The sequence below is a fragment of the Vibrio sp. 10N.247.311.51 genome (assembly GCF_041467855.1).
Lineage (GTDB): Bacteria > Pseudomonadota > Gammaproteobacteria > Enterobacterales > Vibrionaceae > Vibrio > Vibrio coralliirubri.
On record NZ_JBFSVK010000014.1, the window covers coordinates 58,423 to 71,872 of the forward strand.

8 protein-coding genes and 1 pseudogene are annotated in these 13,450 nt (G+C 43.9%); 2 read left to right on the forward strand and 7 right to left on the reverse strand.

Features of this window, described 5'->3' with window-relative positions; translation table 11 throughout:
* Window positions 1–110: 110 nt before the first annotated feature.
* The 4 genes and pseudogenes from AB6E85_RS14075 to tal all read right to left on the reverse strand — a co-directional run bounded on the left by AB6E85_RS14075 (window position 111) and on the right by tal (window position 6,309).
* The gene (locus AB6E85_RS14075) at window positions 111–1,589 is read right to left on the reverse strand and encodes a peptide MFS transporter (RefSeq protein WP_048616933.1); all 1,479 of its coding nucleotides are present in this window, start codon (window positions 1,587–1,589) and stop codon (window positions 111–113) included.
* Between the two features lie 320 nt (window positions 1,590–1,909).
* Window positions 1,910–3,092, reverse strand: a pseudogene (locus AB6E85_RS14080) (ISL3 family transposase).
* A 172-nt stretch (window positions 3,093–3,264) separates the two neighbouring features.
* Window positions 3,265–5,271: a transketolase gene (gene tkt / locus AB6E85_RS14085; protein WP_372143061.1), complete on the reverse strand. Its 2,007-nt coding sequence runs from the start codon at window positions 5,269–5,271 to the stop codon at window positions 3,265–3,267.
* 87 nt (window positions 5,272–5,358) lie between these two features.
* A complete protein-coding gene (gene tal, locus AB6E85_RS14090; RefSeq protein WP_009845571.1) occupies window positions 5,359–6,309 on the reverse strand; it encodes a transaldolase in 951 nt (316 codons plus the stop codon).
* Between the two features lie 459 nt (window positions 6,310–6,768).
* Between tal and AB6E85_RS14095 the strand changes: the two genes are divergently transcribed.
* A complete protein-coding gene (locus tag AB6E85_RS14095; protein WP_048606180.1) occupies window positions 6,769–7,773 on the forward strand; it encodes a sugar-binding transcriptional regulator in 1,005 nt (334 codons plus the stop codon).
* 173 nt (window positions 7,774–7,946) lie between these two features.
* Window positions 7,947–9,314 (forward strand): glycoside hydrolase family 18 protein, encoded by a 1,368-nt coding sequence (locus AB6E85_RS14100; RefSeq protein WP_157359202.1) that lies wholly within the window; start codon window positions 7,947–7,949, stop codon window positions 9,312–9,314.
* 94 nt (window positions 9,315–9,408) lie between these two features.
* Here AB6E85_RS14100 and AB6E85_RS14105 read toward each other — a convergent pair whose 3' ends face one another.
* The 3 genes from AB6E85_RS14105 to AB6E85_RS14115 all read right to left on the reverse strand — a co-directional run bounded on the left by AB6E85_RS14105 (window position 9,409) and on the right by AB6E85_RS14115 (window position 13,359).
* On the reverse strand, window positions 9,409–11,703 hold the full coding sequence (locus AB6E85_RS14105) for a putative bifunctional diguanylate cyclase/phosphodiesterase (RefSeq protein WP_372143062.1): 2,295 nt from the start codon (window positions 11,701–11,703) through the stop codon (window positions 9,409–9,411).
* A gap of 386 nt (window positions 11,704–12,089) precedes the next feature.
* Window positions 12,090–12,938 carry a sulfurtransferase gene (locus tag AB6E85_RS14110; protein WP_050632992.1) on the reverse strand — a complete coding sequence of 283 codons (849 nt, stop codon included), beginning with the start codon at window positions 12,936–12,938 and terminating at the stop codon, window positions 12,090–12,092.
* A gap of 106 nt (window positions 12,939–13,044) precedes the next feature.
* Window positions 13,045–13,359 (reverse strand): hypothetical protein, encoded by a 315-nt coding sequence (locus AB6E85_RS14115; RefSeq protein ID WP_050632993.1) that lies wholly within the window; start codon window positions 13,357–13,359, stop codon window positions 13,045–13,047.
* Between the last annotated feature and the right edge of the window lie 91 nt (window positions 13,360–13,450).

Consider the following 13,450-nt stretch of genomic DNA (forward strand, 5'->3'; position numbering starts at 1 on the left):
TGTGAATGATAACTGATGCGACAGATTCTATTAAGAAACAGAACCGACAAAAAAAGAGCCCTTTAGAAAACTAAAGGGCTCTTAGGATTGATTTGACTCAGCGAACAGAATTAGCTGTTTGCTTGCTCTAGTTCAATCGTTTCGTCAGCGGCTTTCGCAGCTTCTAGCATCTTACGAATAATGAACGATGCTGCCATTGCTATACCTACCATCACGACTGCAAGAACAGTCAGCATTTGGAAGTAATCACCGTAAACCGTTTGCACGATCTCTTGTGTGATCTCTTGACCTTTCTCTAGTGCAATAGACGTTGAGAATACCGCGCCAACAATGCCTGATAGTGCGATAGCAACAGAGAATAAACTTACTGAGAAGTTCTCAATGTGCTTAGGCGCAACAGATAGGATGAAGGCTACAACCATTGAGCCTACAATCACTTCACCGAATGCTAGGAAGAAGTGAATCGCTAGGAAGACTTCTGGGCGGATCAGAACATCGTCACCCACTGTCGTTACTGCCATCGTAAGGATACCGAAAGCGATAGCCGTAAGGATGAAAGAGAAACCGACTTTGGTTGCAGTTGAGAAGTTAATGTTTTTCTTTTCTAGGTTAGAGAAGATACCCGCGATGATAGGGCCAGCAACCATACACCATAGTGGGTTCATTGCCATTGAGGCTTCAGGTGCGACAGGGATGAAACCAAATAGATCGCCACGCATTGTGTTGATCGCTACCATTGTCATCGAAGTCATCATCTGACCGTAGTAAACGAAGAAACATGTCGTCAGGAATGTGATGATTAAGATAGTGCCCATTTTCAGCATGTCTGACTTCTTCGATTTCATCATCAAAGAGACAAAGTAGATGATCGCTGCACCACCAATTGCGTATACGATGTTTTGGCCAATATCCATGTTAGAGAACATGAAGAACACCAAGCCGATCATTGCTGCAGATAGACCAAGGAACGCTGCCCAGTTTTTAGTGCTTACTGGTTTTTGGTCGATTTCAGCGCTTGCCTCAACAAGGCCTTTACGAACAAAGATCATCATCAGAAGTGCGGCACCGGCTAGAACCGCTGAAAGAAGGAAACCACCGTGGAAACCAACAACAAGCACTAGCATTGGGAACAGGTATTGGCCTAACAGAGCACCAATATTGTTTACTGAGTAGTTGATTGGGTAGCAGTTCTCAAAATCTTCTTGAGTTTTGAACGTGCGTTTGTAAAGACTTGGGTAAGAAGGGGACATCAAACCACGTGCATAACTTGCTAACGCAATACCACATAATGCCATCGGAACATTGGTTGCTGCTGCACCAAGTACCAGTAAAACGTAACCACTTGCGAAGCCTAGGAAGGCAATGGTTAAAGATCGGTAAGCGCCTAAAAACTTGTCGGCGATAAAGCCACCTGCAATAGCAAATAGCGGTCCGATTGCAGAGAAAGCCCCAACAACCATCATGGTGTCGGCTTCATTGTAGTTCAGATCTTCAAGGAAGAAACGAGTCAAGATCACCATGACGCCATAGAACGAAAGTCCGAACATCATTTGGCAGAACATCATTGATTTGTTTAATCTATTCCACATTATTTTATTCTCACATTTGTATTAATATGTAGTGTAATTACCCGATTATAATATCATTAGCAGTAATACATAAACTGAAACATCTGTCCCAAACAGAACTTTACTCGATATATCTTTTCTTATGAGTGCATTCATATTTCTCATGAATGAAATTTGCAATGTTAGATTTTGATAGTGGATGCATGGCGGTATGAAATTTAGCCATCATCATTTGTGGCTAAGTAATGAACTAATAAAGGGAAAGTTAGCGATTATCATTCTGTAAATGATTTGGAGTGAGTATCACTTTTAATTGGCTGTTGGACTTTAGAAAAAAAGGTTCATCGCGGCTTTCCGGGGAAAGCCGCTTTTATCTTCAAGAAGGAGTAGTCTGTATCTCGATACCCATACCCCATTCGCTTGATTAGCTTAATCTTGTTGTTTATCTCTTCCAATGTGCAGGTGTTGAGCGGATAACTTGCCGATGCGAGAATGCAGTGAAGATAAGGACTCAGTTTTCGTGCGAACTCTTTCAATGGCTTAATCCCACTCTCTTGTACTTGTGCCTACCACGCCTCCCAGAGCCCTTTGGCATGCACTTCTGATTCACAATACCAAAGCTCTTTGAGTTGTGCTCCGAGGATGTAAGTGGTTATTAAGTCCTTATTGATATTCAATATTTCTGTAAGATAGCTGTCTTGCTGTGTATTTAAGTTGACTCTATTTTTCAATAACACCCAGCGTGAACGCTTGACCCATTGCCTCGCTTTTTTATCTTGCTTGAGTTTGTTGGCTTGGTCGACTCTGACTCTATCCATGACCTCACGACCGAACTTGGAATAAGTCGTAAACGATTTTTGCGTTCGGGCAATGCGCTTTAACTTCAAGGTCAAAAGCCGTGTTCATGTCCATCGCGACCGCTTCGATATTATTGCCATGCTTGCCTAACAACTCGAAGAACGGTCGTATGTCTTTGTGGCTACGGCCTAACCCTACCCAAATGACTTGGTGAGTCTTAGCGTCAGCAATGATCGTGGCATACCGATGTCCTTTAAAGATAGCGAACTCGTCCATGACGAGTTGCCTTAGCCCCTCCCATTTCACTGCCGGTACAACTTGTCGAAGTCGGGGTTTATCTATCTCTTTAATGGTGTGCCAGTGTACGCTCGTTAACTGGGAGATATGCTTAATAGGAAGAAGAGGCAGCAGTTGTTCTATATAACTTTTTAGGCGCTTCGTTATACGAGCATAAGGCTCTAACCAAGATAAAGACTCTGTTTTTATACCGCAGTCACGACACTTAACTCTTCGTGTTTGAACGGAAAGTTCAACAGGAACACCGAGCAACATGGCTTCTTTCACATGATGCCATTGATACTCGTGGATAGCTTCGGCTTTAAGACCACAAAAGCACTTAGCCTCAGAGTTAGGTTTAAGAGTCAGGGTAATAAGTGATGCTGTCTGGTGAGACTTTATTATTTGAAAGCCTTCCCAGAATGAAGATAGGAAAGTATGATTCGGCATGATAACGGTAGTTTGTGTATGATTTTTGTTTGGCGACTAAACCACATCACTTACTAGCGTTTTTGTTTTTAATTCCCGTTAATCCGCGATGAACCATAACAAAGCCCCGCATTTTCATGCGGGGCTTTCTGTATGCATCAACCCATTGAAGGGCGAGACAATGTATTCAAGATTAAGCTAGAAGCTCTTTCGCTGTGTTTACTACGTTTTCAGTAGTGAAACCGAACATCTTGAATAGCTCACCTGCTGGTGCAGACTCGCCAAACGTTGTCATACCGATGATCTTGCCACCGAAACCAACGTACTTGTACCAGAAGTCAGCGATGCCAGCTTCTACTGCGATACGAGCTGTAACGTCAGATGGAAGTACAGACTCACGGTATTCAGCGTCTTGCTTGTCGAATGCGTCAGTTGCAGGCATAGATACTACGCGTACTTTCTTACCTTCAGCTGTTAGCTCAGCAGCAGCATTAACCGCTAGCTCAACTTCAGAACCCGTTGCGATAAGGATAAGTTCTGGCTTACCAGCACAATCTTTCAGGATGTAACCACCCTTAGCGATGTTTGCTACTTGCTCAGCGTCACGATCTTGTTGTGCAAGGTTTTGACGAGAGAAGATAAGCGCAGAAGGACCATCTTTACGCTCGATTGCTAGTTTCCAAGCAACAGCAGACTCAACTTGGTCACATGGGCGCCATGTGCTCATGTTTGGAGTTAGACGTAGAGAAGCGATTTGCTCAACTGGTTGGTGAGTTGGACCATCTTCGCCAAGACCGATAGAGTCATGCGTGTAAACTTGGATGTTCTGAGTTTTCATCAGAGCAGCCATACGCATAGCGTTACGCGCGTATTCCATGAACATTAGGAACGTTGCGCCGTATGGTACGAAACCACCGTGCAGAGCGATACCGTTCATGATAGCCGTCATACCGAATTCACGTACACCGTAGTGGATGTAGTTACCAGAGAAGTCGTTTGCTTCAAGAGACTTAGAACCAGACCACATAGTCAGGTTAGAAGGCGCAAGGTCAGCAGAGCCGCCCATGAATTCAGGTAGCATAGCACCGAACGCTTCTAGAGCATTTTGAGATGCTTTACGTGATGCGATGTTTGCTGGGTTAGCTTGAAGATCTGCGATGATTGCCGATGCTTTCTCTTCCCACTCAGCTGGTAGGTCACCGTTTACGCGGCGTTTGAATTCAGCTGCCAGCTCAGGGTATGCTGCTTCATAAGCTGCAAGTTTCTCGTTCCACGCTGCTTCCTTAGCTGCGCCTGCTTCTTTCGCATCCCACTCTGAGTAAACTTCCGACGGAATTTCAAAAGGACCGTGCTCCCAACCTAATTCTTTACGTGTTGCTGCAATTTCGTCAGCGCCTAGTGGTGCACCGTGACAGTCGTGCGTACCTGCTTTGTTTGGAGAACCAAAGCCAATCACTGTTTTAGTACAGATTAGAGTAGGGCGAGGGTCTGCTTTAGCCGCTTCAATCGCTGCGTTGATAGCATCAGAGTCGTGGCCATCTACCGCTGGGATTACGTGCCAGCCGTAAGCTTCGAAACGCTTAGGTGTATCGTCAGAGAACCAACCTTCAACTTCGCCATCAATAGAGATACCGTTGTCATCCCAGAAAGCAACCAGCTTACCAAGACCAAGCGTACCTGCTAGAGAACATGCTTCGTGAGAGATACCTTCCATCAGACAGCCATCACCCATGAATGCATAAGTGTAGTGGTCTACGATGTCGTGGCCTTCTTTGTTGAACTGTGCAGCTAGCGCTTTCTCAGCCATAGCCATACCAACAGCGTTAGTAATGCCTTGACCTAGAGGACCAGTCGTTGTTTCGATGCCTGGTGCGTAGCCGTACTCAGGGTGACCTGGAGTCTTAGAGTGCAGTTGACGGAAGTTCTTAAGATCTTCAATTGAAAGCTCGTAACCTGCTAGGTGAAGCAGAGAGTAAATCAGCATTGAGCCGTGGCCGTTAGACAGGATAAAACGGTCGCGGTCAGCCCACTCTGGGTTTGCTGGGTTGTGATTTAGGTGAGAACGCCAAAGTACTTCAGCGATATCAGCCATACCCATAGGTGCGCCTGGGTGACCAGAGTTTGCTTGTTGTACGCCGTCCATGCTTAGAGCACGAATAGCGTTAGCTAGATGCTTTCTGTTTTGAGGAGATTGATTCATAAGAACTTCCGAATAAAAATTAAGAAAAACAAAATTGATAAAAGTAGGGGAACTGAACGTTCCCCTATTTGAATTTGGTGAGAGTGATTACAGCTTAGCTGCGATCATGTCTTCTAGTTTGCCTTGGTCAACAGCGAAGTTGCGGATGCCTTCAGCCAGTTTCTCAACAGCCATTGCATCTTGGTTGTGGTCCCATAGGAACTCAGCGTGAGTCATCGCTGCTGGACGCTCTTTAGTACCGTTAGAGTCGATAAGCTTCTCTACTACTTCGCCTTCTGCTGCTTCTAGGTCTGCTAGAAGTTGAGGAGCGATAGTTAGACGGTCACAACCAGCAAGTTCAAGGATCTCGCCGATGTTACGGAAGCTTGCGCCCATAACAACAGTTTTGTAGCCGTGGTCTTTGTAGTAGTTGTAGATATCTGAAACAGAGATTACGCCTGGATCTTCTGAAGCTTCGAAATCACGACCTTCTTTCGCTTTGTACCAGTCCATGATGCGACCTACGAAAGGAGAGATTAGGAATACGCCAGCTTCAGCACAAGCACGAGCTTGAGCGAAAGAGAATAGAAGCGTTAGGTTACAGTTGATGCCTTCTTTCTCTAGGATTTCAGCGGCACGGATGCCTTCCCAAGTAGAAGCCAGTTTGATAAGGATGCGGTCGTTAGTGATGCCAGCGTCGTTGTACATTTTGATAAGTTGACGAGCTTTAGCAACGCTGCCTTCCATGTCGTAAGAAAGACGAGCATCTACTTCAGTAGAGATACGGCCAGGTACAACTTTCAGGATTTCTTTACCGATGTTCACGTTAAGCATGTCGCAAGTATCTTGAACTTGCTGTGCTTTATCACCGCTTTGCGCTTTTGCGTATTCGATAGAAGCATCGATTAGAGGAGCGTACTCAGCAATTTGAGCAGCTTTAAGAATTAGAGATGGGTTAGTTGTTGCATCTTCAGGAGTGTACTTGCTGATAGCTTCGATATCGCCAGTGTCAGCTACAACAGTTGTTAGTTTACGAAGTTGCTCTAATTTATTGCTCATTTTGATCATCCTATGTATCGCATAACACCTCATTAATGGGAGAGGTGTGGGCATTTGCAAGCTAACTAATGAAGTTCTCAATGGTTGTACCAGTGAGCCAAACTTACATTAATTTAAATTTTTCTCCGAACGAACATTTGCACAGAACATTTGATCGCTCGATGAGTAAATGATGTAGCCATATTTATCCGATCTAGCCCCAAAGTCAACGGTAAATAGTGCTGTATGGTGACTTCAGTCAAATATATTTCGCTCTAGTAATCATGGGGTATGCAAGCAAACGTTTAACGAGCAAAGTGAGGTGAATTAATCAACAACAAAACCATGGTTATGACGATGATCAAATGCACCTTGCTGTTACATATGTTCAGGGTGTAAACTTGTGTATCACTTGCTTAAGCATCGAACATTTGTTCTTCAAGCAGGTAAAATAATTGTTAAATATTGGTTGAATGGTATATGAGTAAGAATATCCAAGATGTTTCCGAAGAAAACACTGATCTCCTCACTGAAGTAGCGGTTGCTTATTATCAAGATGGTGCCACGCAAGAAGAGATATCTAAAAAGTACTCTATCTCTCGTGCAAAGGTTGGTCGAATGCTCAAGCAAGCCAGAGATGAGGGCATTGTTGAGATAACCGTGAAATACCACCCTGTCTTTAGTGCGAAGATCGAGCAACGTTTGATCGAACGGTTTGGTGTGAAGCGAGCACTTGTGGCACTAGATCAACCAAATGAAGAGAAGCAGCGATTACAGGTTGCTGGTTTAGTGTCTAACTATCTTACCAGTACACTGAAAAACGGCATGGTGGTGACAGTAGGACAAGGGCGAAACGTATCGTCTGTTGCTCACCACACTGGTGTCATTACGCCACGAGACTGCAAATTCGTGTGTGGTATCGGCGGTATTCACCCAAGAGGCGGTATGTTTAATGCCGACCATATATGCAGGCAGCTAGCTAAAAAGTACGGTGGATCTTCTGAAACCTTGTACGCGCCTGCTTATGCCGAGAATAAAGCGCAAAAAACCGCATTCATGGAAAACAGCACCGTTAAGCAGACCCTCGATCTCGCTCGAAAAGCCGATGTCGCTTTAGTCGGTATCGGTGATATGAGCGAAAACAGTTATATGGTCGACTTAGGTTGGTTTACCGCAGGTGAGGTCGTTCAATCTCGTTTATTACAAGGTGTCGTCGGTGACTTTGCGGGTTACGACTTTTTCGATGTTCACGGTAAAACAGCAAACACAGTAATGAGTGACCGTGTGATTGGTTTGGCCTTGGAAGAGTTCCGGCCAATAGCAGAAGTCATTGCCATCGCAGCCGAAAACAGTAAACCATTAGCTCTATTAGGCGCGTTAAGAACTGGCGTAGTTGATGTGATCGCAACCAGCGTAAGTAATGCTTTGACCGTTTTAAACTTGGACGAACAACTTAGCGTGAATAAACCAAAAGGCGGTGAATAGTAAGTTATTTATGCTTCGTTGAATTCACTATTTGAGTAACCATGGCAACTCCTCCCTAATGTAACCAGTGCAATAAGGGGGATAACTATTAGATATGACTCGAATAGTGAATTTGTTCAGCGGTTGAAAGAATTATCACTCTTTAATGTTAAGCCACACTAAAGGAGATAATTATGAAACTGTCATTTATCACACACGCTATTTCTAGCAACAGTGACCAATCAAGTTCTATCTTTAAATCTATTTCTATCTTTGGGCTTAGCTCAATAGCCGCGGCTTGTATGCTCACACCTACAGCACATGCCGATGATAAAGTCGTCGCAGGGTATTTTGCGGATTGGCAATATCTGAATAAAGACAACCCTTATACCGTTGACGACATACCTGCAGACAAGCTCTCACATATTATTTACGCCTTCTTGAGCATGTGTGGTCCTCATAGCGGTGCTGGTGAGCCCGTCCAAAAACAAATTCAGCAGCAATGTGCAGACAAAGAACCATATACCGCGATTATTGTGGATAAAGAAGCTGCGTTAGAAGTCGATTTCGGAGACGTGGGTGTTGATGTCGCCTATAAAGGTCACTTTGCCCAGTTAGCTCAATTGAAGGCCGACAATCAAAATATCAAAATCTTGCCATCATTTGGGGGATGGACAATGTCTGAACCTTTCCATGCGATGGCGAAAGATCCTCAAGCCATTGCGCACTTTTCAAAAACTGCTGTTGAGTTAATCCACAAATATGACTTCTTTGATGGTATTGATCTTGATTGGGAATACCCAGGAGGCGGTGGCTTAACCACTTCGCCTTGGAACCCAGAGACGAAACTAACGGATGAGCAAAAAGCGCTAGAGCGTGAAGCATTTACACTTTTAGTAAAAACAATCAGAAGTGATTTGGACGCTCTATCAAAGACGACTCAAAGAGATTATGAGCTTTCAACAGCTGTCGGTGTTGGCGCTAAAGCAGCCCAAATTGATTGGAACGCAGCCAGCCCATATTTGACGAATATGTTTGCGATGACGTATGACTTCCTCGGAGGCTGGGGAACTCAAACAGGTCACACAACAAACTTACATGCCACAGAGCGCAGTTGGTGGGGAATGGGAGCTGATGTTTTCATTAATCAGATGATAGAGCAAGGTATTCCTAGCGAGAAGCTCGTGATTGGGGCCGCTTTTTATGGTCGAGGCTGGCAAGGGACAAAAGACTTTGCTGGAGAGCTGCCTAAAGGTGACCTAGTTTCTGAACAAGGGGCGCAGTTTGGTACCGGTGAAAACGGTTACTTCATGTTTTGGGACCTTATGAATAACTACAGCAGCAAGCAAGGTTATGAGTATAAGTACGATGAACAAGCTCAAGCGCCTTATTTGTGGAACCCAGATAACAAAGTATTCATATCTTTTGAAGATCAGCGCTCTATTAAAGCAAAGGCAGAATGGGCGAAGAAATCAGACCTAGGCGGTATTTTTACTTGGGAATTATCAGGTGATCCTTCCGGACAGTTGATCGATGTTATGCATAGTGAAATGAATAAATAGTGAAATGAATAAATAACCGAACAGAAAATTCCCAGAGAATAAGGTAGGTGCTTATCCGCCTACCTTATTTAGCTCGTCTATTTAACTCACGTTCTTAAACAGAACATTCCGCGTGCTCAGTCACCTGCATGTTTAGGTGAGTAGCCAGCTCATCGTAAGGAACAGGGCGAGAGAAGTAATAGCCTTGCATTAAATCACATCCACATGCCTTTAGAATTGCGAAGTGTTCGTTTGATTCTACGCCTTCTGCTAATACCACCATGCCGAAGTTCTTACCGATTGCGATGATGTTTTGCACCATTGTGAGTGACTGCTGATCGACAGCAATGTTCTCAATAAAGCTCTTATCGATTTTAAGCTCATCGATAGGCAGTGCTTTCAACATGCTTAGTGATGAATAGCCTGTACCGAAATCATCTAAAGAGATCTTTATATTCTTCTCTTTGAGGGCTTCAAAAGTCGGTTTCACCAAAGTCACATCTTCAATGAACAAGCTCTCCGTAATTTCTAGCGTTAAACAGCTAGGAGAGAGTTGATACTTTTCTAGTGTCGCGAACAAGTGCTCAGAGAAGGATTGATGAGAAAACTGACGCACTGATATGTTGATCGACAGCCCGATCTTTTGTTCTGTTGTTCGGTGCAAGTGGGCGATCTGCATAATGCTGGACTCAATAATAAAAGTACCCAGTTTTTGCATTAAGCCTGTGTTCTCTGCTATCGGTATAAAGACATCCGGCGGAACAAAACCCAATTCGTCATCAATCCAGCGCACGAGTGCTTCTACACCGTGAATACTCTCATTTGCACGAACCAGTGGTTGGAAAACCATGAACAGTGTTTGTTTCTCAATAGCGATGCGTAGCCTTTGTTCTACTTTCATTTTGTACAGGTGCGCGTCTTGCATTTCTGTTGTGAAAATACTGTACGAGTTTTGCTGCTGTTTCGCTTTGTACATCGAAATATCGGCAGAACGTAACAGGCTATCCAGATCTTTTCCGTGTTCAGGGAAACGTGCTACGCCGATGCTGCAACCTAACAAAAACTGAGCATTTTCAACTTCATAAGGCTGAGAAAGCACTTCAATAATGCGCTTGGCGAGTCGTTTAATTTCAGCTTCATTCGACAAGGGCGTTAAGAACAAAAACTCATCACTGGATTCACGTACCAATAGGCTGAGGCGAGATCGGAACCTCATCAAACGCAAAGCGATCTGTTTGAGAACCTTGTCTCCAAAGTCGTGCCCGTGGGTGTCATTGACGCATTTAAAGTTATCTATATCGATAAACAACAGCGAAAACGGCTCTGACTTATCGTCTATCCATTTGCTAATATTTTTACGCATGTACAAACGGTTTGGCAGAGAGGTTAAAGGGTCATGGTTCGCCTGATAAATGAGTTGGCTACGAGTGCGTTGTTCATTCTTGGCAATCGACTTAACCAAAAAGTAGAAACCAAACTGAAGAAAAATAAAGGCAACGAAAAGAATGCTGAATTCTTTTATGAATATACTATCGACGTGAGTTAGATCCGTACGTCCTACCACCCATAATTTGTAGTTTGGGATGTATTTCGCGCTCATTAAAGAGTGGTACTGTTCATCGTCGACGACAAAAGAGTAGGTTTCTTGCCCATTCATCGCTTCTTGCACGCTAATTCCGAAGCGGTCGGTAAAGATACTTGCAATGCGCTGTATGACATCTTTGCCTACTGGAGAGGAATACGCACTCTCAGATTCGATATCACTCGAATAAAACTGGCGATAGCTGTCTTTTCTGATCAGGCTTAGTGTATTGAAACTTCCGGCGTGAGCATTATTTTCAAATACGATCGTTGCGTCTAATCGTAGCCCTGCGGTCATTACTGCATCGGTTTTCTTGCCATTGATTGAAATGGATTTTCTCAGCGGGATAACCAAGCTATTCAACGATTCTTGAAAATAGGTACGGCCAAGCACCATTCTACTGCTTGATAGGGCGTCTAAAAAGGAGTCTCTTGTTGGCGCGTATTGCAGCAAGTTCCTTTGATTCGCAAGCTCGAGATTTGAGCTGATCGAGAGGTAGTCGCCATCGGTATTCAATAAGCCAAACGCTGCTATCGCAGGGTGGGTTTCAAGTAGCTTGTCTAAAATTGGCCTAATTTGGATAGACGCAGTACGTGTGAAATCAGACTGTTGAGCCAGTTGATGGCCGACCACTTCTAACAAGGCTTCTTGACTGGTCAGCAGCGAGTTGACGGAGCTAGAAAAAAGCTCAACCTGAATGTGTTGCTGCTCTATGAAGTCGTCTCTGTTCGCTTTCCAGTTTGTTATTCCCAACGCGGCGAAAAGTATCAGGGTCAGTAGTACGATAAACGCGTACAGCGACCAGATATTTTTCTTAAATAGAGCCATGTTATGCCTTTTGTTGGTTACTACTTTTAACAGACTGCAAGTGACAAACTATTGGGTCGTCAGCGCGATTCATGCAACGAAAAATACAAACATCAATGATGAAAGTATTAATGATTAAATAGTGTAACGACTACGAGCAGAGATTCTTGAGTGAAAAATTAGTATTCATAACGTCGATAACGATTAGTTTATGATTAATCACGAATTATGGTTAGCAAGTTGATGTGGGTTACAAATCAAACGGCGTGAATCGAGTCTTGGTCTCAAACGAACATAGCGTTAACTGCGACATAAAGGCTTACTTCATGAGACGAGAGGCCATCATTATCAGTAAGCTCTTTATGCATTCGCAGTATATTCTAACAGTGGCAGTAAGCGAAGTTGAATTACTTTTTAGTCACGGCGATAGGGAGTTTGTCGTTAGCACCCCATTCCGTCCATGAGCCATCGTAAACGCCCATTTCACCTTTATAGCCAGTGAGTTTAGCGGCTAATAATATGATGCAGGCTGTTACGCCAGAGCCACAGCTAAAGAACATAGGTTGAGAAGGCGTTAATTCTAACGTTGAAAAGATATCAACAAGCTCTTCTTGAGGCTTTAACTTGCCGTTATCGAGTACTTGGGCAAATGGTAGGCAAATCGAATTCGGTATATGGCCACTACGTAAGCCTTCACGTGGTTCTGGGACTTCTGAATCGAAGCGAGCTTGAGAACGCGCATCTACAATGTTTGCGTTCTTGTTAGTTGAGTAACTTTCAACCTGCTGAGCACTGACAAAGTAGTTGTCTTGAAGATGGCCTTCAAAATTGCCCGCTTTTACTTCGGTGCGATAGTCAGTCTCGGTCGCGTAACCAGCTTCGATCCAAGCGGGCAAACCACCATCTAAGATGAATACGTTGTTGTGTCCCATTGCCATAAACATCCACCACGCACGAGGAGAAGCGAAGGTTCCTGAGTTATCGTAAACCACAATCGTACTGTCTTGATTGATACCAATTTCTTTTGCGCGAGTGTTGAAGTGTTTTTCGCTCGGGAACATGTGAGGAAGCAGAGTGTGCTTGTTACAAAAGTCTTTGTCATAGTCAAAACGAATAGCACCGGGAATCATTTGTCCTTTGATCTTTTCTGACTCGCTTGGAATTTGAAACTCGATACTGGCGTCGAGGAGGATGATGTTGTCTTCTGCTAGCAAACGTTGTTGAAGTTGTTCTGGTGAGATGAGTGGCTGATTCATTATTGTTATATCCATTCTTGTTGTTTTAGCGATTCTTGCTGTTATAGCAAATACAGTGTTAGAGCGATTACTGTTGCTTTTGCGAATCCCGTTGTTGTATCGATAGCTACTGAGCTGCTCGACAGTGGATGAACTGATAACTGCTTTGTCCGGTTAATTGATTGTTTAATGTATCAAGCGCAACAACAGAATCAATAGGGCAGTCTGTGGTAGGAGCAATAGAGACCCGAAATACGTCATTATCTTTTGTCTGAACCGTAAGATAACGCCTGTGTCCATCTAAGGATTGAGTGAGCGTGTTCGAAATGACTTTGGCTTGAATGCGTTGTCCCGTCTCAGATGTTAGCGGGAAATAGGCAAGGGCAACTAACAGACCCAACCCGCACATTAAGATAAATAGACCTATTTTTAACTGTTTCATGAGAGTAAGTCTTTGAAGGTTATCTTGAAAATATAAGTGAGATTGCTGGTAAAGTGAATGCTCTTCGCTAAGAAAGCTGAATTAACTGCTC